The following is a 21,124-nucleotide window of genomic DNA, read 5'->3' on the forward strand; positions in this document are numbered from 1 at the left end:
TCAGCTCAACGGGTTCCAGCGCTGCGACCAGTCGTCATCGGTGCGGATCACCTCGCGCAACAGATCGAAGGCCTGTTGCAGCACTGCCGAGTCGCGATCGCGGGAATACACCAAGTAGGTCGGATAACCGAATTCCGGGGCTTTGGTGACGGCTTCCAGTGCGCCGGTCTCCAGATAAGTGCGCACGACCCGGGTACGGAAATAACCGCTGCCACCATGTTCGAGGATGTATTGCAGGGCCAGCGGGCCAAGGTTGAAGCTCAGCGCGGCTTTGGCTTTTTCCGGCAGGGCGGCGTCGTGCTGACGACGAAAGTCCGGTCCCCAATCGATGTAGACGTAAGGCTCCGGACGCTCGGGCGCGCGCACCAGAATCAGTTTTTCCTCCAGCACTTGCTCGACCTGCAATCCCGGCCAGTATTCCGGTTGATAAACCAGCGCCGCATCGAGCACACCGAGTTCGAGCTGACGCAAAAGATTTTCGCCGTCGCGAATTTCCATGCGCAGTGCGTGGCCGGGGATTTTCTCGCGCAGTTCCGCCGCCCAACTGAGCATCAACGGGTTGCACAGGCTGACCTCACCGCCAATGTGCAGAACGTTGTGATAACCCTCCGGCAGCGGCAAGTCGCGGCGCGCGGCTTCCCAGGTCTGCACCAGTTGATTGGCGTAGACCACGAACGCTTCGCCATTGGCCGTCAACTTCGCCCCGGCGCGATTGCGCACGAACAGCGTGCTGCCCAACTGGCCCTCGAGTTTCTGCACCCGTGCGGTGATCGCCGTTTGCGTGACGAACAGCTTCTGCGCGGCGGCGGCAAGACTGCCGTGGCGGACGATTTCGAGGAAAGTGCGGGCGAGGTCGATGTCCATGGGGAGGGGCCGATATCTGAAGGTGGCGCGCATTGTAAGTCAAAAGTCCCTCTCCCCAACTTGAAAGCCACAACGGATTAAGCCGCTGAAAATTCCGTTTAAGTCCTACGGAAACAGGAGCGTTTTGATCAGATGAGGGGATATTTCTGACGACTTTTTCAGGTTGGTCGTCGGACGCCGGATCTATAGGATCAGTCCTGACATTGAAGTCATCGAGCGCACAGATCGCTCTGGACCTGGACAAAGGATGGACTATGCGAATCCCACTGATTGAAAGCCATACGCCTGCTTACTCGCCTCGCCATTACTGGCGCGACGACCGCGCGAGATGCCCCTCGGAGGACGTTGCCATGCCGAGCGCCAAAGTGCCCCGGCTCACGGGCTTGAAGAGGCTTGAGGGCAAGCCTCTGGAATTGCTGTTGCGAGGGCAGGACACCGGCGACGATCCGATGCTCATCCTGCGCTGCACAAGCGAAGGATTTGAGCTGCTCGATGTGGTCAACATGATCGCAACCTCCGAACTGTACCAACAGGGAGAGATGGTCAAACGTATCACCGGCAAATCTGTGAGAACCGTGCGACGTCTGCTCAAGGAAGGCGCGTCGGTGCGCCTGGACACGCCGCAGAGCATCATCGCCTACCAATATGCGGCAGCGCTGGAACTGGCCATCGAGGTGTTCGGGCGACAGGCCAAGGCCGAATCATGGCTGGAGCAACGCGCCACTTACTTCTACGGTTATGTGCCGCTCGATCTGGTTGGAAATGCGTTGGGCTTCAGGATGGTGGAGGAGTATCTGAACCAGATCAAATACGGGGTTTATCAATGAATCCCTTGCCCTGGGATGATCGCTGGTACGCGTGGCGGCTGGATCGCGAAGTGTACAGCGAGACCTGGGACAGCGGCCTGGGGTCGAAACGGGACGGCGGTCGCTGGAATGCGCCCGGCCGCAGAGTCGTTTATGCGTCGGTCGACCCCTCCACGGCGATACTGGAGGTGGCCGCCCATGGCAGCTTCGATGCACTTGATCAGGAGCCCTACGTATTGACCTGTTTTGAAATCACCCACGACGCCAGCATCAGAATCGTGCAACCGGAAGACGTGCCCAATCCGCATTGGCTCACCCCGATAAAAACCTCGCCCAACCAGCGAAAGTTTGCCGACGCACTGCTGGCTGAACATCCATTTATTCTGGTGCCTTCGGTGGCCACCCGACACTCGTGGAATTTGCTGGTGAGTTGCGATCTGGCGGAAGGTCAGTTCAGGATGGTTTCGCAAGAGCGGTTTGGGCTGGATACGCGGTTGTTGCAGGAGGGTTGATCGGATTTGTGTGGGCCTGCGAATCCGACACGACAATTTCCAGGTTCCGGGAGCGATCAAGGGCCGATGAGTCGCTGCCAGCTACATTCGCGGCGGCTCGCATTCTACGTCTGGATTGAAGCTTTCAACCAATATAAAGATCCGGTACATTTCGCGCCCACGCTTACTACAAGGAAGTTAAAGATGGCAAAGCCTGCCGCTCGACTCAGCGATCTTAATGCATGCCCGATCACAGGCCATGGCACCAATCCCAGTAACAGCGGTTCCGGTGATGTAAACATCAATGGAATGCCAGTTTTGCGTGTCGGAGACACCACAGCGTGCGGAGACACTGTCACCGAAGGCATCAGCAATATTTTGATCAATGGCAAGCCTATTGCTTTCTTGGGCAGTGCGACGGCCCACGGAGGCATGATAATCACGGGCTCTGGCGACGTTTTTGTCGGCACCCAGGTCGGTTCCGCACCTTTCTCCCCGATTATCACTGTTCCTAAACACAGCGAGCGCTTCCAACTGGTTGATGAGGCCACTGGCGAAGCTATTCCCGACATGCTCTATTGCATCGAAACGGGTGACGGGCAGCGTCTCGTAGGCCATACCGACAGTCATGGTAACGCCGCGCGAGTGTTTACGGCCAACCCGACTTCGATAGTTGTGCAGTGGGGTAAGGAAGCCGCCGCCCATCTCGACGCGCTCGGCCTAGATTACTAAGGGAGGTGGCAGGTGGCAGCCCCCAAAAAGAATCAAGCTCGAACAAGCGATCGACATACAACGACCCAAGTGAAAGGTACGCTGGCACAGGATTACGTAACGGTTGTGGGTGCGTCTTACATGTCCCTTTATGAAAAGGTTCGTGGCCAGAAGGGCAACAAGATGCGCTTTATCAATCAGGGTATCCGCCAACTCACAAAGTATCCAACCGGCACTCCAAACTTCACGATCCAGCGTGTATTTCTGATTTTCAAAAATGACTATCCGGAGAACTTGCTGACGGCTTTGAAGGACGTTGTCGAAAATCAGCACGGGGCCCAGTACCGAGAGATGGACTCGATATCCGGTCTTGTGGATTTCATCGCAGCTCGGCAACGCCGCGGGCGCGAGATCAAACAGCTCGACTTTTTTTCCCATGGTGTGGTGGGCAGTATCGAGTTGGGCTACGAGCTGGATAAAAACGATAGCTACCGTCTGCGTGATGCACAGGCGTATATGTTCAAACCCGAAGCGTTTGCCTATGGTGCGAAAATTCACTCCTACGCTTGTCGCACAGGTTTGGGTATCGATGCCGACTTCAAGGTCAATGAAACAGAAGATCCTCATTACGAGCGCAGCCTGGCGCAGATTCTTGCTAATGCTACCCGGACCACCGTGTGGGCATTTCCAAGACGCAGCAACTACGACACAACTTATGGTACTGCCGCGGAACGGGGATCTGTGCCGGGCATTCGTGAAAGAGAAGCAGCTGATGGGCAAGCGATGCGGAATTATTTGAGTCGAAAAACCGCTTATGAACGAAAGCTGATCGAACATCGCAAGACCCTCAAAGACCCAACGGCGCAATTACCTGATGAACAGGCGCCGCAGGCGCCGACGCCAACAGTCTCTGAAGAAGAGCGCAATTTGCTGGCGCACGATGACAGCCGAGCATTGTATGAACGAAAGATTGGATTTCCGCTGGATGCCTTAGGCGCACATCGTGACGTTCGATCAGGTGATACACCGGACGGCGTACCCAAACACCTGCTTGCCTATAAACCGCTATGACGCTCCTGAAGTTTATAGGCAAACGTCACGTCTTCTGTGTCTTGTTGATTGCTGCCAGCTTTGCAGGACTATTTATTTACGCCAAGGAAGCCCAGATGCCAGCCAAAGCAATGATGTATTACGGCCCGTGGAGTCCGGAAGAAAACCGTTTCGATGCCAGCCGGTGGTTCAGTTCAGGTATGTATCGCCCGCGTCTCATGGGTACTCCGCCTGAAGAGAGCCCAGTGACCATGCTGCGCAATAAGCCTGAAAGTTTGCGACATATTGAGAATGATGTTCTCTTGACCGAAGCGTTATTCGCTGTAGGGCGACAGTTTCCGAAGTTGGACACCGAAGACCTCATTCTGAATACGCCGGACCTGCACCGCCAGATACGGTATGCCTATAGTTCATTTGCCGAGCCTGACAGGCCGGTGGATTCCTATTGGCTTTTCATCACGTTTGCAAACAAGACCGTGGTCGTTACGATCGATTGGGACGTGACAGAAAAGAAACTCCTGCCCCGCTCGATGGCTTCGAATCTGATCGAAAAAAGTGATGAAGAGGCTGCATACCTTCAGGTAAAAAAAGAGCTTGATGGGACGGCTTCAGCCAAGCGTTAACTCACGTTGCCATGACTTCAATGGTTGAAACGACAAATCCCGCCAATAAGCGGGATTTGTGTTTTACCAAGAAGCTTCTTACGAAGGGAACAGCTCGGACAGCTTCATCGACAGCATCATGTCGCCTTCAACGCGCAGCTTGCCGCTCATGAAGGCCTGCATGCCGTCTGTCTCGCCACTGACGATACCTTTCAGGGTTTCGCTATCCAGCACCAGCGTGCAGTTGGCGTTCGGGTTTTCGCCTTCCTGAATGTTGCAGGTGCCGTCTTTGACGATCAGTGCGTATTGCTTGTCTTCGTCGGTGATGTTGAAACCGAAGACCAGGTCCAGACCGGCAGCGGCGGCTGGGTTGAACTTGGCTTGCATTGCTTTTACGGCATCAGCTACGGAGGTCATGGTTCGATCCTTTCTTGGTCATGGGAGCTGGGTGGTTACAGCCAGGGTCACAGTAAGCCGGACTCAGCGAAAAGTGATGAGTTCCGGGGCCTTCAGCAGTTGCAGGTGTGCGTGACTGTTGAAGGAAGCCAGGGCCACCTCGCGACCACGAAACTTCAATTGGTTGAGCGAGGTGTTGACGATTTGCCAGTTCAATTCAAAGGCCTGTCTGGCAGGCATTTGCGTAATCAGGTGGAGCAGGGCAGTGATGGTGCCGCCGGAGGTAAACACGGCGATTTTCTGGTTCTTTTCTGCCAGGTCGAGGATTCGGTGCAAACCGGCCTGAACCCTCTCGACGAAACCCAGCCAGCTTTCCAGGCCAGGAGTGTCATAAGTGCCGGCGAGCCAGCGCTCGACGATCAGGGCGAAGATGCGCTGGAATTCACCACGGTTCTGCGCGGCGTTGCGCAGGATGTCGAGGGCTTCCGGCTCTTCCGGCAGCATGGCCGGGAGCAGGGCGCGGATCACCGCGTCGGCGTCAAATTCGTTGAAGGCGGAATCGGTTTCAAGGACTGGAACCGGCAGGCCTCTGGCGCTGAATTGCTCGAGTGCACTGCTGGCGGTGTGCTGTTGGCGGCGCAGATCACCGGCAAGGCAACGATCGAAGCTGATACCAAGGTCGGCGAGGTGCTGGCCGAGAATTTCTGCCTGACGCACACCGGTCGGCGACAGGACATCGTAATCGTCTGCACCAAAGGAGGCCTGGCCATGTCGTATCAAGTAGATGCTGCCCACGTCCGCGTCGTCCCGGTACGTTGAAGGTCAGGCGAGGTTATGAGGATGGCGTAAGGCTGTCAATGAAAAAACATACGCTTGTTTGAAATGCCCGTTACAGGCGTGTTGCCAGAGGTTTCACGGCTGGCCGACGAGCCGACGCATGGGTATGCTGGAGCCATTCCGCGTGTAATACACCGTCACGCATTGCTTTGAGGAGTCTCTGTGGATTTTTTCACCGAATACGCCAGCTTCCTGGCCAAGACCGTCACACTGGTGATTGCCATTCTGGTGGTGCTCGCCAGTTTCGCCGCGTTGCGCAGCAAGGGCCGGCGCAAATCGGCAGGGCAGTTGCAGGTCAGCAAGCTCAACGATTTCTACAAGGGGCTGCGTGAACGCCTGGAGCAGACCTTGCTCGACAAGGATCAGCTCAAGGCATTGCGCAAGGGCGAAGCGAAAACGGAAAAAAGCGCGAAGAAACAGAAGAACAAGCCTGAGACCAAATCCCGGGTGTTCGTGCTCGACTTCGACGGCGATATCAAGGCTTCCGCCACCGAGAGCCTGCGCCACGAGATCACCGCACTGCTGACCCTGGCCACGCCGAAGGACGAAGTAGTCCTGCGTCTGGAAAGTGGCGGCGGCATGGTGCACAGCTACGGTCTGGCGTCGTCTCAACTTGCGCGAATCCGTGATGCGGGCGTGCCACTGACTGTGTGTATCGACAAGGTCGCAGCCAGTGGCGGTTACATGATGGCCTGCATCGGCGACAAGATCATCAGTGCACCGTTCGCCATCCTCGGTTCGATCGGCGTGGTCGCGCAATTGCCTAACGTCAATCGCCTGCTGAAAAAGCACGATATCGATTTCGAAGTGCTGACCGCTGGTGAGTACAAGCGCACCCTGACCGTGTTTGGCGAAAACACCGAAAAGGGCCGCGAGAAGTTCCAGGAAGACCTCGACATCACTCATCGCTTGTTCAAAAACTTCGTGGCGCGGTACCGCCCGCAACTGGCGATCGATGAAGTGGCTACCGGTGAGGTGTGGCTCGGTATCGCTGCGCTGGAAAACCAACTGGTGGATGAGCTCAAGACCAGCGATGAATACCTGGCGCAGAAAGCCAAACAGGCTGAGGTTTATCACCTGCACTACGCCGAGCGTAAAAGCCTGCAGGAACGCATCGGCATGGCCGCCAGCGGTTCGGTAGACCGCGTGCTGTTGAGCTGGTGGAGTCGCCTCACTCAGCAACGTTTCTGGTAAACACCAGGCATAAAAAAACGCCGGTCAATGACCGGCGTTTTTGTGTCCGCAATAAACCCGCTGGCTTAGCGCCGACGGAACAGCGGCAGCGGTTCGTCACTGGCGGCCTGGTAGGTCACCGAGAAGTCCTTGAGACCTTCCAGTGCTTCGTACGGGTCTTTATCCGCGCGAATGGCAAAGGCGTCGAAGCCACAGCGGTGCATGTAGAACAGCTGGTCCCGCAGCACGTCGCCAATCGCGCGCAGCTCGCCTTTGAAACCATAACGGTCACGCAGCAGACGGGCATTGGAATAACTGCGGCCATCGGTGAACGCCGGGAAATTCAGCGCGATTACCTGGAACTCACCGACGTCTTCACCGATTTCTTCGGCTTCCTCGTCAGCATCCAGCCACACGCCCAGACCGCCGTCGCGGGCTTTGAGCATGCGGCTGTGCTCGCGCCACAACTGCAGAGGAACGATCAGATCGTCGCAGTTGCTGATCTCATCGATGTTGAAATCCTTCGGCAACAGGTGCCAGGTTTCGTCGACGACTTCGTTGTTCTTAATGATTCGCTGCATAGACGCGTTCCTTGAAGAGGTCGATGCCAATACGCTGATAAGTGTCGATGAAGCGCTCGTCTTCGGTACGTTGTTCAACGTACACGTCGATCAGCTTCGAGATCACGTCAGGCATGGCTTCCTGTGCGAAGGACGGGCCGAGGATCTTGCCCAGGCTCGCATCACGGCTGGCGCTGCCGCCGAGGGAAACCTGGTAGAACTCTTCGCCTTTCTTGTCCACACCGAGGATGCCGATGTGGCCAACGTGGTGGTGACCGCAGGCGTTCATGCAGCCGGAGATGTTCAGGTCCAGTTCGCCAATGTCGAACAGGTAATCCAGGTCATCGAAACGGCGCTGGATCGATTCGGCAATCGGAATCGATTTGGCGTTGGCCAGCGAGCAGAAGTCACCACCTGGGCAGCAGATGATGTCAGTCAGCAGGCCGATGTTCGGCGTGGCGAAACCGCTTTCACGCAACTCGCCCCAGAGGGTGAACAACTGGCTCTGCTCGACATCGGCGAGAATGATGTTCTGCTCGTGGGAGGTGCGCAGTTGACCGAAGCTGTAGCGCTCGGCCAGATCGGCGACGGCGTCGAGCTGCTTGTCGGTAATGTCGCCCGGGGCAACGCCGGTCGGCTTCAACGACAGCGTCACAGCGACATAGCCCGGTTTTTTGTGCGCCAGGGTGTTGCGGCTGCGCCAGCGGGCGAAACCCGGATGCTCTTTGTCCAGATCGGCCAGTTGCGCGGTCTGGTTGTCGAGGGTCTTGTAGTCCGGATCGACGAAGTGCTTGGCGACGCGATGCAGTTCGGCCTCGGTCAGCGTGGTCTGGCCACCGCGCAGGTGCTCCATTTCCGCGTCGACTTTCTGCGCGAACACCTCAGGCGTGAGCGCCTTGACGAGGATTTTGATCCGCGCCTTGTATTTGTTGTCGCGACGGCCGTAGCGGTTGTACACCCGCAGGATGGCGTCGAGATAGCTCAGCAGGTCTTGCCACGGCAGGAATTCATTGATGAATGCGCCAACCACCGGCGTACGACCGAGGCCACCGCCGACCAGCACTCGGAAGCCCAGCTCGCCGGCAGCGTTATAGACAGGTTCCAGACCGATATCGTGGACTTCAATGGCTGCGCGGTCACTGGTCGAACCGTTGACGGCGATCTTGAATTTGCGCGGCAGGTAGGCGAATTCCGGGTGGAACGTGGTCCACTGACGGACGATTTCGCACCATGGACGCGGGTCGATCACTTCATCGGCGGCGACGCCGGCAAACTGGTCGGTGGTGACGTTGCGCAGGCAGTTGCCGCTGGTCTGGATGGCGTGCATCTGCACGGTCGCGAGTTCAGCGAGGATGTCCGGGATGTCTTCAACCGCCGGCCAGTTGAACTGCACGTTCTGCCGCGTACTGATGTGGGCATAGCCCTTGTCGTAGTCGCGGGCGATCTTCGCCATCATGCGCACCTGGCGCGAAGTCAGCTGGCCGTAAGGCACGGCCACGCGCAACATCGGCGCGAAACGCTGGATATACAGGCCATTTTGCAGGCGCAGGGGGCGGAATTCTTCTTCGCTCAGCTCACCTGCCAGATAGCGTCGGGTCTGATCACGGAACTGCTTGACGCGGTCCTCGATGATCCGCTGATCGTACTCGTCGTATACGTACATATAAGTCCTGTTCTCAGGCTTGGGCTTCTCGGAAAACGCTGCGTTTTCGCTTGCTGGAGTCCGATGTTGCCTCTGCAATTCTGCGCGCACGGCCGCGCACTCCGTCACGGAGCCGGGGCAATATACCCGTTTGCAGTTATGCGCAAAAGTGATGTTTGAGTATATGTAAAGAACCAAATCGCCTAACGCGAATGCCGGTCATCTAATCCACATTTGTCGTGCGGACAATCATCGTCTTAACTGTGATCGAGTCTTTGTGCAATCACCGATAAAACCGACAAGAGGCGATGCAATGAGCAACCCGACCAAAGCCAGAAAAAGCGACAGCAGTGTCGACGCGTGGGCCATTTTGTTCCTGATCATTCTCGTAGTAGGAACAGCGGTCTTCTGGGTCAGTCACCAGTAACATCCGCGCTTCCGGGCCGTTCTCCCAAGGCCCGGATAACCTGTGGCAGATGCCTGTTCAGTGCCATCACACCCCGGCCAGATACAGCACCAGCTTGACGATGGCAAACAGCGTCAGGCCGAACACCGCCGTGAACAAAACTCCCAGAATCACAAAGTGACTGGGTTTGCCGTGGGTAAAATCCCTTTCCCGGTTCTTGCCGCTCTGCACCCCGAACGCCGCCGCCATGACGCTGTGCAGCATCTGCCAGAAACTCGGCGGTTTGTTGTCGACTGGATCGTCCATAAATCCCTCTGCGAAAAGTCATCCTCCTGAAGCATAGCCAATCCGCTGGGTCCGGGATGCCATCGAAGCAGCCCGGACAAGTTTGAGCGATACCCGGATAACGCAGAAGCGATAACGCGACATGGTTTGCTGACCGCTCCATGAAAAAGGAGTGACCATGAACGTTATCCCGCCCAAACCAGTGTCGACGCAGCCTGCGTCCACCGCTCAGCAGGCAGCCCCCAAACGGTCTGCAAAACTCATCGCAACACAAAGCCTGCACGGCGAGTTTCTCGAGACATCGATCCCGCAATGGTTGACCAGCGCTTTGCCGCATCGGCGCGAGGCGCTCAAGGCGGTTCCGACCGCGTTACCGGCCTGGTATCAGCATGCGACGCCGGCCCAGCGTAAAACCCTCGACGAGACTTTCAAGGCCAGCGTTATCGCCCAGAACAGTCTCGACAAGAGCATGGCGAAATTCGTGGATGTCGAAACATTCGCCAGGCCGTTATTGATCAAAGCCTTGAAGGGCCAATACGCGCTGGAAATCGATGTAGACAAAACTCTGTTATGTCTGCGGCGCCCGGTCGAAATGGGTATTCAGAGAACCGTATTGGCCTCGTTCGAGGTTCTCAAGATCACGCTGCTGGAAGCCTCGCTGCACAACTTCGAAGCTGACGAATGTGAAGATACTTATCATTCGAGCTCCGGTTTTGTTGTGGCGACGCCTGCTGCGGACACATTCAAGCACGTCGACACAGGCCTCTCGGTCAGCCAGTTTTTGCACCTTTGCCGCAATCTGGATATAGGTCAGCAATACCAGACTTACCTGCAGGGTTTTTTTCATCCGGGGGACGCGGTGGCAGAGGCGGTGCTCAGCGAACGCTTCATCGCCAGCCAGAAGGCAGCGATGCGCGCCGCAGCCGAGCAGGCGCTATTGCGCAATGACATCGAGGCGGCAGATCACGCGATGATCCTCTCGGTCATCGACGGCGAAATGCACCCGTGGATGGGGCGCAAGCAAGTCTGGTTCCAGGACCTCGGCCTGATGAAAAAAAGGCTGACCGGGTGCGTGGCTTTCGTCATCTGCGAAAAATACCGTTACACCGATGAACTGATCCTTTACATCCCCAACGACCCGGAACATCCGCTCAAGCGCTACACGTTCGAGCAAATGCGCGAAGAGCTCAAGCGCTTGCTCACCGCACGTGATGCGTCGCAACAGACCAGCGCAGAGCCCACCGCATACCAGCGTTTTTTAAGTCAGTTCCTGCCCTATGATCAGCGCCCGTACTATTTCAGCCAGTTCAGGCAAAAGGCAGCCGACTCACCTGGCGATGCCTGGGACGTTCTGCGTTCCCCTTGGCTGGCCTTCGTACAGGGTTTTACCGGTGGTTCTACATTCACCACCATCGAACAGGTTCCACCCGAACGCACAGTCAAGTGGGAGCCGGCGGTTGATCCGTACATCGCGCCTTCGACAGTCGAACGCAAGGGCAGGGGGCTTTGGGCGCCCAACGAGGACTTGTGGCAATACCTTTATGCGCAGAATCGCGCCAAGGTGTTGGCCGACGCGCGAAGCCACGCGGTACCCACTGCCGATGTCGATGCGAACGCACGAGATGCCAAACTGGCCCATCTGATGCAGATCGGCATGCTGGGCTTGAATCTGGTGTCTATGTTCGTGCCTGTGCTGGGCGAAACAATGATGGTCGTGATGGCGGGACAACTGCTGTATGAAACCCTTGAAGGCGCTATCGAGTGGAGTGAAGGTGATCGCAGGGCCGCCAGGGATCACCTGGTCGACGTGGCCGAGAATCTCGCTCAGGTTGCCGTGATGGCGGGTGTTGGAGCAGGTGTAAGGAAGTTCTCGGCCGCCAGGGCTGTACCGGTCATCGAACAGTTGAGTCCGGTCACGTTACCCAATGGCGAAACCCGCCTGTGGAAACCTGATCTCAGCGGCTACGAGGCCGCTGTTGTCCTTGACGCACACCTGACCCCGAATCCTTCCGGGCAGTATGCGGTGGATGGCAAAACCTGGATCCGTCAGGACAACAAGGTGTATGAGCAGGTCTTCGACGACTCGATCAACCAGTGGCGCATCAAGCACCCGACCGATCCTGCAGCCTATCAACCTGTTCTGCAAAGTAATGGCCATGGAGCGTGGCGCCATACCCTGGAACGTCCTCTGGAATGGGATCGTCTGACGCTGTTGCGGCGCATGGGCCACATCTGCGAGCCGCTATCCGATACGGAGCTGCTCAAAGCGATGGATATCAGCGGCGTCAGCGACGATATGTTGCGCAAGATGCACCTCGACCATGGGGTGCCGCCACCGGAGCTGATTCAGGCCATGCGCTTGTTGAAAACCGATGCACAAGCCGCGCAAGTCATTGAGCAACTGGAGGGTGGGGCGCCGGTCGATGACAAGTATCTGTATGCCCTGCCACTGGTCACTGACATGCCGCGCTGGCCGGCCAATCGCGTACTGGAAGTCTTTGAGGGGACGCAACTGACCGGCAGATCCGTCAAGTATGGCGGCGGATATCGGGTGCGGGGTGTCGGGGGCAAGGCACCGATCCGGATTTCCCGGGCGGACGTCCTCAGCGGCGACCTGCCGCAGCTTGTTCTGGGCGGACTGGATGAATCGGAAATCGTCCACCTGCTCGGAGGTGAAGGTGCGCGGGTTCGAGAAGCGAGACCTGCAGAACTCGCCAAGCAAATTGCGGCCTATGCCCAAACCCGCCAATCGGCCATTTACGACAGTATTTATCAGGGCACCGAGCCTGTCGCCGATCAGGTCAGGCAATTGCAGAACGCCTGTCCGGGACTCAGTGAGTCAGCTGCACAGCAAGTGCTGGCGCAGGCGCGGCCGGATGAACTGCAACGGCTCGGCTCAACTCGTCCCATACCGCTGCGCATGCTGGAGGAAGCTCGCTGGTATGCGCGCCGCAGCCGGCAGGTGCGGGCATATGCGGGGCTGCGCAGCGAGAATATTGCCTCGGCGGACAGTCGACGCCTGGCGTTGCACACGCTTGAGCGGTTGCCCGGCTGGCCGGACAACTTGCGCCTTGAAATACGCGAGGGCAGCGACAGCGGTCCGTTGCTTGAGAGCATTGGCAGCCAGACGGCCTTCGAGAGAAAGTACCTGATCAAAAGCGGCCAGCAATTTCAGGCATTCAACGACCGAGGCGAAACGCTCAACAGCCTGCCACGCCACGGCGACAACTTTTATGCCTCTCTCATGCACGCTCTGCCGGATCACGCGCGGCACGCCCTGGGGGTGCCCGAGGTCAGTCAGTCGGCCGAACTGCAAAAGAAAATCATCGCCCACGCTGACCAGCACCACGGCATGGCGGCCGCATTGCTGGAACAGCCAGCGCAGTGGATGAGACCGCCTGTACGGGTAAACGAAGCGCTGATCGGCTATCCCGCCAGCGGAAGAGCGGGTTGGCTGGAGCGCAATCTGGTTGCCGACCTGCGCGACCTCTACCCGGGCCTCACCGATCAGCAGGCCAGTGGATTGATCCTTGAGCAGGTGCGTGCGGGCAGAAACAACCGGGAGATTTTTCGGTGGTTGCAGTCGCGACGCGAAGAGTGGCAACAACTTGAGGCAACACTGGACGAGTGGGCGGGGACCAACGCGATGGCTCCCTGGGAACCTTCCGGTACTGTTCAGAATCTGCTGGTCGCGCAAGCGCTTAAAACCAGTTGGCGCAATGCCCTTTTGGTCGATGAAGTGCCCAATGCGGATCAACTGCGCCTGGTGACTTACGATGCTTTGCCCGCGCTGACAGCAGACTTTTCCCACGTGCGTAAATTGTCCCTTCGCGGAGATGGCATTACTGATGGCAATGCCGACGCTTTTCTTGCCCTGTTTCCCGGCCTGGAAAAACTCTCGCTGGGTGAGCGCGAGAGTTATTTTGATTTGGGTATGCACCAGCAGTCGCTGTCCTCTCTGCCCGCAAGCTTAGCCAGGATGCCTGCATTGAAAACGCTCAAGCTGAGGACCTCGGCCCCGGCAATGGCCACAGATTTCCCTCAGCGGGTGAAAATGTTGACCTCGCTCGAAGCCCTTGAACTCGATTTTCAAGGATTCATTGACGAGAACCCGCCGGCACTGGAACTGGCCGCGCTCAAACACCTGAAACGACTCAAGATCGAAGCACCCGGCATGACGCAATGGCCAGCATCGGTACAAGCGCTTCCCGAGCTGCAGAGGCTGGATCTGTTTCGGACGTCAATCGCTTCCATTCCTCCAGCGCTTTATACCGGCCATGAAAAACTGTGGGCGGGCCTGTCACTGAATTGGTCGAACTTCTCCCATGAGGCATTCAAACCAGCATTCGAGTACGTCAAAAATTATTCGGGGTCCATGGGGCATCTGATGGACCTGAACTTGATGGTCCGCCAGTACTGCCTCGGTGAGCTGAAATTCCTCACGGGTGAAGGCCGCTTTCTCGATCCATTGCCTGAGCACATCATGACTGTCTGGAATACCCCGGAAACCCGGTTGAAAGCGATCGAACTGCTGCGCCTGGAACACGCCGGGATCTTCCGCCGGTTTTATCAACCGACGACGTCCGATGGCCTGCGTGGCGCTGCACGCGAGCCGCGCTGGCAGTCGCCGCCGAACAGCGCGGTGGTGCGTGAGCTTGAGGAAAACTGGCGCGCGAGCGTACGCAAACGCTATCGCCTGCTCGACCTGGGGGACGATTCTCTGGTATTCGAGCTGTCTGACACAGACGGTTTGAACCATGGCGCGGCCATCAGCGAGCTCGTGCCATTGCCGGCCGGTACATTTTCCCATGTGCAGACCTTACGTCTGGATCGGTTGAACGTGCCGGCTGGACAGATTCAGGCTTTTCTGCAAGCGTTCAGCGGCGTGCGGACGCTGCAAATCACAGGCTGCGGATTGACCGAGTTGCCGGTGAAACCGGCGGATTTTGCGCAGCTGACGCGGCTGGACCTGTCCAGCAACCAGATCACCTCTACGGGGGAAATTCAAAGCCAGTTCGCCGAGCTCAAGGCGCTTGAGTTTCTGAACTTGCGGCGCAACCGTTTGACGGCGCTGGACGTGACGGCCATGCCGAAGCTCGAAGTGGTGGATTTGAGTGGCAATAGCCTTCAAACGTGGCCAGCGGGGGCGGAAAATCTGTCCGGGTTGAAGTGGCTGGATCTGCGAGACAACAGCCTCGATTCGCTGCCCGAGCGCGTTCTTGCCATCGACAGCGTATTGCTCAAGAGCCATCTGACCGGGAACCCGTTCAGCGCTGAGGCAGAGGCAGCTCTGACGGCGGCGCGCGGGCGTATCGAGGCGAGCAACGGTTTGCCTCGAGGTGCATTGAAAAGCTATGAAAGTCAGCCGGCCGGCTACCTGGTCGCTGCGAACACCTCGGTGCCAGGCACCGCGTTTTCCCGGATCCACGAGTTTCTGTTACCACTGCGTACTGCGTCATCTGCGGCTGAAGGTAGCGCAGGTCTGGTCAGGCGGTTGCGGGAATTGAATCCGGACCTTTCCCAGGAACAGGCCCAGCACTGTATTGCGCGGTTGGGCGGCGCAGGGTTGGATGAAGCGCAGATTGATGCCCGGATCAAGGACTGGCGAGAGAGTGACGAGGCGCTGACGCGTCAGTTGAACGGTTGGATCTTCAAGCCGGCGGCCGCGAGGGTTTCGACGCAAGACAGAGTCTTCACGGCGATGAGAATCCGTGATTGCTGGGTCGATGGACTGACCCGTCATACCGAAGAAGCGGGTCGCAAGCTCGACCTCAGCGGCTTGTACATTGTTGAGTTGCCGCCTCTGTCGAACGCGTTTACGCAAGTACGAACGCTCGACCTGACTTCGGTAGGGTTTTCCTTGCAGAGCCTGAATGATTTTTGCAGCGCTTTCCCTGAACTGACCACGCTGGTGCTTAACTCCAACAATCTGGAGGGGCTACCGGAGGCTGTCGGTACATTGCACAGGCTGGAGCATCTGGAGCTACGCATTAACTATTTTGCTGAAGCGCCTGGCGTTTTGCAGCAAATGGGCAATCGCCTGCGTTCGCTGGATCTGAGTCATAACCAACTGAGCCAATTCAACGCCAGCGCACTCACCCGGATCGAGCGCCTGAATCTGTCTCTCAATTCGATAAGCCACTGGCCTGATGGGGTACAGGCACTGGAGCATTTGCAAACTCTCAATCTTCTTGGCAACCGTATTTCCCTATTTCCCGACACGCTGCTGGATGGCAACCATGAGCGACTTGTGGCAGGCACCGACCTGCGCGGAAACCGACTGCCTCTCGAGAGTCTGGAACAGCTCAGGGACTACAGTGCGGCTAACGCGAACCGTGGCGTCATGGGGTATTCGTTTGCATCTCTCGAGCGCGCAATTACCGAGTATGAAGCGACGTCCGAAAGCGAGCCCGATACGCCTTTTGATTCCGACAGTAGCGATAGCGATGACAGTAATGCCGGCGGTGCCGGACGCGTGGACAGGCATGAAGCCGTAGAAGCAGACGAAATCATCGCCAATCCGCAGCAAGACGTAGATGAGCAGGCAATGAACACTTGGCTCAATTACACCCGGACCCAGACGCGCGAAACGCGGCAAGCGCTATGGCTGCAATTGGCGCGCGAACCCAACCATGAGGCGTTCTTTCACCTGCTGTCGATGTTGCACGACACTGCCGATTTCAGTGTGTCGGGCGCTGATCTGACGCAACGGGTATGGCGGGTGATAGAAGCGGCAAGCGAAAACACGGAGTTGCGCGAGTTGCTCTTCTTCAACTCCGCGACTCACGGCACCTGCCCCGATGGCCGAATACTGTCGTTCAGTGAGCTGGAAACGCGGGTCTATGAATACACCGCATTGCGCGACATCCCACGCCATCTGCCTGATCAGCGCGGCATGGCGTTGGTCGAGCTGACGCGGCGCCTGTTCCGACTGGAAAGGGTCGACAGGCTGGCGGAAGCAGCTGGCAGGTTCCAGGACCGGGCCGAAATCCGTCTGCAGTACCGAATCGGCATGACGCGCGGCTGGCCCGACGGGTTAGAGCTGCCTGCGCAACCGGATCACATGTTGTACAGGACACCGATCGAGGGACAACTGCTGAGCGAGGCACGCGCTTCTGTGCTGGCCGACGAAGCGTCAGACCTGTTCCTCGAGGACTTGATTGCCCGCGATTACTGGATTCGCTACATGCGCGACCGACACGCCGCCATCTTCGATGAGCTTGAACGCAGCGCCACACATCGTCAGGAAGAAGTCGAGGATGCGCATCCAGACAAGTGGAACGACGAGGACTCGCGAAGACTGTACGTGGAAGCGATGAGCCAGTTGGAAATCGAGCTGGCGCAGGCACGCACCGAAAAACTCAAGGAGCTGTCTCGCCAGGAACTGGTAAACCTTGCGCGGGTCGCTGCAGGGGATTCGCAGACACGGCCGGCGTCACCGCAACCGGGGCCGTCCTCGCGTCGGGACTGAGGAACTGACCCGATCCGGGAATCGCAAACTCCCGGATCGGCTTTGCAACAAGCCTCAGCTGTCGTAACCCAGATTCGGCGCCAGCCAACGCTCGGTCACGCTCAGATCCTGTCCCTTGCGTGCGGTGTAGCTTTGCACCTGATCCTTGTCGATCTTGCCCACCGCAAAGTATTGCGCTTGCGGATGGGCGAAGTACCAGCCGCTGACCGCTGCGGCGGGGAACATTGCGTAGTGTTCGGTGAGGAACACGCCACTGCGCCCGGCGCGCATTTCCGCAGCCTCTGGATCGAGCAGGGTGAACAGTGCCGCTTTCTCGGTGTGATCCGGGCAGGCCGGGTAGCCGGGAGCGGGGCGGATGCCACGGTATTGCTCTTTGATCAGTGCATCGTTGTCGAGGGTTTCATCCTTGGCGTAACCCCAATGTTCTTTACGCACTTGCTGGTGCAGCCATTCGGCGCAGGCCTCGGCCAAGCGGTCGGCGAGGGCCTTGACCATGATCGAGTTGTAGTCGTCGCCAGCGTCCTGATAAGCCTTGGCCACTTCTTCGGCGCCGATGCCGGCGGTGGTAATGAAGCCGCCGACGTAGTCGGTGACTTCGCTGTCTTTGGGCGCAACGAAGTCGGCGAGGCAGAAGTTCGGCTTGCCGTCGGTCTTGATGATCTGCTGGCGCAAGTGATGCAGCTTGGCCAGCGGCTTGCCGTTGTCGTCGTACAGCTCGATGTCGTCTTCGTTGACCTGATTGGCTGGCCAGAAACCGAACACCGCACGGGCGCTGATCAGCTTTTCGTCGATCAGTTTGGTGAGCATTTCCCGGGCGTCCTTGTACAGCGCAGTGGCGGCCTCACCGACCACTTCATCTTCAAGGATGCGCGGGAACTTGCCGGCCAGGTCCCAGGAAATGAAGAAAGGCGTCCAGTCGATGTACTCGGCCAGCACGTTCAAATCGATATTGTCGAGCACCTTGTTGCCGGTGAAGGTCGGTTTCACTGGCTGATAATTGGCCCAGTCGAATTGCGGCTTCTTGGCGATGGCGGCGGCATAGCTCAGGCGTTCGGTGCGGGCGCTGCGATTGGAAGTGCGCTCGCGCACGTCGATGTATTCCAGGCGGGTCTTCTCGACGAAACCGGCCTTGAGTTCCTTGGACAACAATTGTGTCGCCACGCCGACGGCGCGCGAGGCGTCGGTCACGTAGACCACGGCATCGTTGCTGTACTTCGGCTCGATCTTCACCGCAGTGTGCGCCTTGGAGGTGGTCGCGCCACCGATCATCAGTGGCAGGTGGAAGTCCTGACGCTGCATTTCGCGGGCAACGTGGACCATTTCATCCAGCGACGGAGTGATCAGGCCGGAGAGGCCGATGATGTCGCACTTTTCTTCTTTGGCGACCTGCAGGATTTTCTCGGCCGGGACCATCACGCCAAGGTCGACGATGTCATAGCCGTTGCAACCGAGCACCACGCCGACGATGTTCTTGCCGATGTCGTGGACGTCGCCCTTGACCGTGGCCATGAGGATCTTGCCCTTGGCTTCCGGCTTGTCGCCTTTCTCCAGTTCGATGAACGGGATCAAGTGCGCCACGGCCTGCTTCATCACGCGGGCGGATTTCACCACTTGCGGGAGAAACATTTTGCCGGCGCCGAACAGGTCGCCGACGATGTTCATGCCGGACATCAACGGGCCTTCGATCACTTCGATCGGCCGCGCAAACGACTGGCGGGATTCTTCGGTGTCTTCGACGATGTGCGTGGTGATGCCCTTGACCAGCGCGTGTTCCAGACGTTTGTTGACGTCCCAGTTACGCCACTCTTCGGTCTCGGCTTCCTTGACGCTACCGTCGCCCTTGTACTTGTCAGCGATGGCGAGGAGGGCGTCGGTGCCGTCCGGGGTGCGATTGAGGATCACGTCTTCGACCGCGTCGCGCAGCTCGACCGGGATCTGATCGTAGATCTCCAGTTGACCGGCGTTGACGATGCCCATGGTCAGCCCGGCGCGGATCGCGTAGAGCAGGAACACCGAGTGAATCGCCTCACGCACCGGGTTGTTGCCACGGAACGAGAACGACACGTTGGACACGCCGCCGGAGCTCAGCGCATACGGCAGTTCGTCGCGGATGTAGGCGCAGGCGTTGATGAAATCGACTGCGTAGTTGTTGTGTTCTTCGATGCCGGTGGCGACGGCGAAGATGTTCGGGTCGAAGATGATGTCTTCCGGCGGGAAGCCGACTTCGTTGACCAGAATGTCGTAGGAGCGTTTGCAGATCTCTTTCTTGCGCGCTTCGGTGTCGGCCTGGCCGGCTTCGTCGAAGGCCATCACCACCACCGCAGCGCCGTAGCGCTTGCACAGCTTGGCGTGGTGGATGAACTGCTCGACGCCTTCTTTCATGCTGATCGAGTTGACGATGCCCTTGCCCTGGATGCACTTGAGGCCGGCTTCGATGACTTCCCATTTCGACGAGTCGATCATGATCGGCACGCGCGAGATATCCGGTTCGCCGGCGATCAGATTGAGGAAGGTCACCATGGCCTTCTTCGAATCGAGCATGCCCTCGTCCATGTTGATGTCGATGATCTGCGCGCCGGCCTCGACCTGCTGCAGCGCGACTTCGAGGGCTTCGGTGTAGTTGTCTTCACGGATCAGGCGGGCGAATTTTGCCGAACCGGTGATGTTGGTGCGCTCGCCGACGTTGACGAACAGCGAGCTGCGATCAATGGTGAACGGCTCCAGACCCGAAAGGCGGCAGGCCTTGGGAATGTCCGGAATCTGCCGCGGCGCATAACCGGCCACAGCTTTGGCAATCGCTTCGATGTGCCCCGGCGTGGTGCCGCAGCAACCGCCGACGATGTTGAGGAAACCGCTCTGGGCGAACTCTTCGATGACTTTCGCGGTTTGCGAGGGCAGTTCATCGTACTCGCCGAATTCATTGGGCAGGCCGGCGTTCGGGTGCGCCGAAACGTGGGTGCTGGCCTTGTTCGACAGCTCTTCCAGGTACGGGCGCAGTTCGCTGGCGCCGAGGGCGCAGTTCAGGCCTACGGAAATCGGCTTGGCGTGCGCTACCGAGTTCCAGAACGCTTCGGTAGTCTGCCCCGACAGGGTTCGGCCGGAGGCGTCGGTGATGGTCCCGGAAATCATGATCGGCAATTCGAGGTGCAGCTCTTCGAACACACCTTGAACGGCGAAGATCGCCGCTTTGGCGTTGAGGGTGTCGAAAATGGTTTCGATCAGGATCAGATCGGCGCCGCCCTCGATCAGGCCTTTGGTGGCTTCGGTGTAGTTTTCCACCAGCTCATCGAAGGTGACGTTGCGGTAGCCGGGGTTGTTGACGTCGGGCGACAGTGAGCAGGTGCGGCTGGTCGGGCCGAGCACGCCGGCAACGAAGCGCGGCTTGGCCGGGTTTTCGGCGGTCTTGGCGTCGGCAATCTTGCGCGCCAGACGTGCGCCTTCTACGTTTAACTCGTACGCCAGCTCTTCCATACCGTAATCGGCCATGGAAATGCGCGTGGCGTTGAAGGTATTGGTTTCGAGAATGTCGGCGCCGGCGTCCAGATAGGCTTTTTCGATACCGCCGATCACGTCCGGACGGGTGATCACCAGCAGGTCGTTGTTGCCCTTGACGTCGCTCGGCCAGTCCGCGAAGCGCTTGCCGCGATAATCCTGTTCTTCGAGCTTGTAGCTCTGGATCATCGTGCCCATCCCGCCGTCGAGAATCAGGATGCGCTCTTTGAGGGCTTGCTTGAGAGCTTGAAGGCGGACGCTGCGATCGGACATGTGGACTACTCGGAAAGACCATTACGAAGGAGCGCGATCATAGCAAACCTGTGCGCTTTTGGAGC

14 protein-coding genes are annotated in these 21,124 nt (G+C 58.2%); 7 read left to right on the plus strand and 7 right to left on the minus strand.

The annotated features are described in order from the left end of the window. Positions 1 to 864, minus strand: coding sequence for a LysR family transcriptional regulator (locus tag ASG55_RS07875; RefSeq protein ID WP_056785192.1), 864 nt, complete (start codon positions 862 to 864; stop codon positions 1 to 3). A 350-nt stretch (positions 865 to 1,214) separates the two neighbouring features. On the opposite strand from ASG55_RS07875, the gene ASG55_RS07880 reads away from it, so the two are divergent. From ASG55_RS07880 to ASG55_RS07900, 5 genes are all read left to right on the plus strand, one after another. Further along, positions 1,215 to 1,691, plus strand: a complete 477-nt coding sequence (locus ASG55_RS07880) for an MbcA/ParS/Xre antitoxin family protein (RefSeq protein WP_041478690.1) — start codon at positions 1,215 to 1,217, stop codon at positions 1,689 to 1,691. Beyond that, on the plus strand, positions 1,688 to 2,182 hold the full coding sequence (locus tag ASG55_RS07885; protein WP_056785195.1) for an RES family NAD+ phosphorylase: 495 nt from the start codon (positions 1,688 to 1,690) through the stop codon (positions 2,180 to 2,182). The genes ASG55_RS07880 and ASG55_RS07885 overlap by 4 nt, the downstream gene beginning before the upstream one ends. Positions 2,183 to 2,365: 183 nt before the next feature. Further along, positions 2,366 to 2,893, plus strand: a complete 528-nt coding sequence (locus tag ASG55_RS07890; protein ID WP_041478692.1) for a PAAR domain-containing protein — start codon at positions 2,366 to 2,368, stop codon at positions 2,891 to 2,893. A 12-nt stretch (positions 2,894 to 2,905) separates the two neighbouring features. After that, a complete protein-coding gene (locus ASG55_RS07895; protein WP_156388169.1) occupies positions 2,906 to 3,943 on the plus strand; it encodes a hypothetical protein in 1,038 nt (345 codons plus the stop codon). Then, entirely contained in the window at positions 3,940 to 4,545 is a 606-nt protein-coding gene (locus ASG55_RS07900) for a hypothetical protein (protein ID WP_056785201.1), read from the plus strand. Before ASG55_RS07895 ends, ASG55_RS07900 begins: the two co-directional genes overlap by 4 nt. 78 nt (positions 4,546 to 4,623) lie before the next feature. On the opposite strand, the gene ASG55_RS07905 is transcribed toward ASG55_RS07900, so the two are convergent. Both ASG55_RS07905 and ASG55_RS07910 read right to left on the minus strand, forming a co-directional pair. Further along, positions 4,624 to 4,941 carry an SCP2 sterol-binding domain-containing protein gene (locus ASG55_RS07905; protein ID WP_056785204.1) on the minus strand — a complete coding sequence of 106 codons (318 nt, stop codon included), beginning with the start codon at positions 4,939 to 4,941 and terminating at the stop codon, positions 4,624 to 4,626. A 63-nt stretch (positions 4,942 to 5,004) separates the two neighbouring features. Continuing rightward, entirely contained in the window at positions 5,005 to 5,715 is a 711-nt protein-coding gene (locus tag ASG55_RS07910) for a histidine phosphatase family protein (RefSeq protein ID WP_041478696.1), read from the minus strand. 204 nt (positions 5,716 to 5,919) lie between these two features. On the opposite strand from ASG55_RS07910, the gene sohB reads away from it, so the two are divergent. Beyond that, a complete protein-coding gene (gene sohB, locus ASG55_RS07915; RefSeq protein WP_016774479.1) occupies positions 5,920 to 6,951 on the plus strand; it encodes a protease SohB in 1,032 nt (343 codons plus the stop codon). Positions 6,952 to 7,016: 65 nt separating this feature from the next. On the opposite strand, the gene ASG55_RS07920 is transcribed toward sohB, so the two are convergent. The 3 genes from ASG55_RS07920 to ASG55_RS07930 form a co-directional block, all read right to left on the minus strand. Next, positions 7,017 to 7,511 carry a DUF934 domain-containing protein gene (locus tag ASG55_RS07920; RefSeq protein ID WP_041478697.1) on the minus strand — a complete coding sequence of 165 codons (495 nt, stop codon included), beginning with the start codon at positions 7,509 to 7,511 and terminating at the stop codon, positions 7,017 to 7,019. After that, the gene (locus ASG55_RS07925) at positions 7,495 to 9,153 is read right to left on the minus strand and encodes a nitrite/sulfite reductase (protein ID WP_056785207.1); all 1,659 of its coding nucleotides are present in this window, start codon (positions 9,151 to 9,153) and stop codon (positions 7,495 to 7,497) included. The genes ASG55_RS07920 and ASG55_RS07925 overlap by 17 nt, the downstream gene beginning before the upstream one ends. A 472-nt stretch (positions 9,154 to 9,625) precedes the next feature. Beyond that, on the minus strand, positions 9,626 to 9,844 hold the full coding sequence (locus ASG55_RS07930) for a DUF2970 domain-containing protein (RefSeq protein ID WP_016774481.1): 219 nt from the start codon (positions 9,842 to 9,844) through the stop codon (positions 9,626 to 9,628). A gap of 157 nt (positions 9,845 to 10,001) precedes the next feature. Here ASG55_RS07930 and ASG55_RS07935 point away from each other — a divergent pair, with 157 nt between their 5' ends. Further along, on the plus strand, positions 10,002 to 17,294 hold the full coding sequence (locus ASG55_RS07935) for an NEL-type E3 ubiquitin ligase domain-containing protein (RefSeq protein ID WP_056785211.1): 7,293 nt from the start codon (positions 10,002 to 10,004) through the stop codon (positions 17,292 to 17,294). Positions 17,295 to 17,348: 54 nt separating this feature from the next. Here the strand turns inward: ASG55_RS07935 and metH are convergent, their stop codons facing one another. After that, positions 17,349 to 21,059, minus strand: coding sequence for a methionine synthase (metH, locus tag ASG55_RS07940; RefSeq protein ID WP_056785214.1), 3,711 nt, complete (start codon positions 21,057 to 21,059; stop codon positions 17,349 to 17,351). Between the last annotated feature and the right edge of the window lie 65 nt (positions 21,060 to 21,124).

The sequence above is a fragment of the Pseudomonas sp. Leaf434 genome, from assembly GCF_001425545.1.
GTDB classification, from domain to species: domain Bacteria; phylum Pseudomonadota; class Gammaproteobacteria; order Pseudomonadales; family Pseudomonadaceae; genus Aquipseudomonas; species Aquipseudomonas siliginis.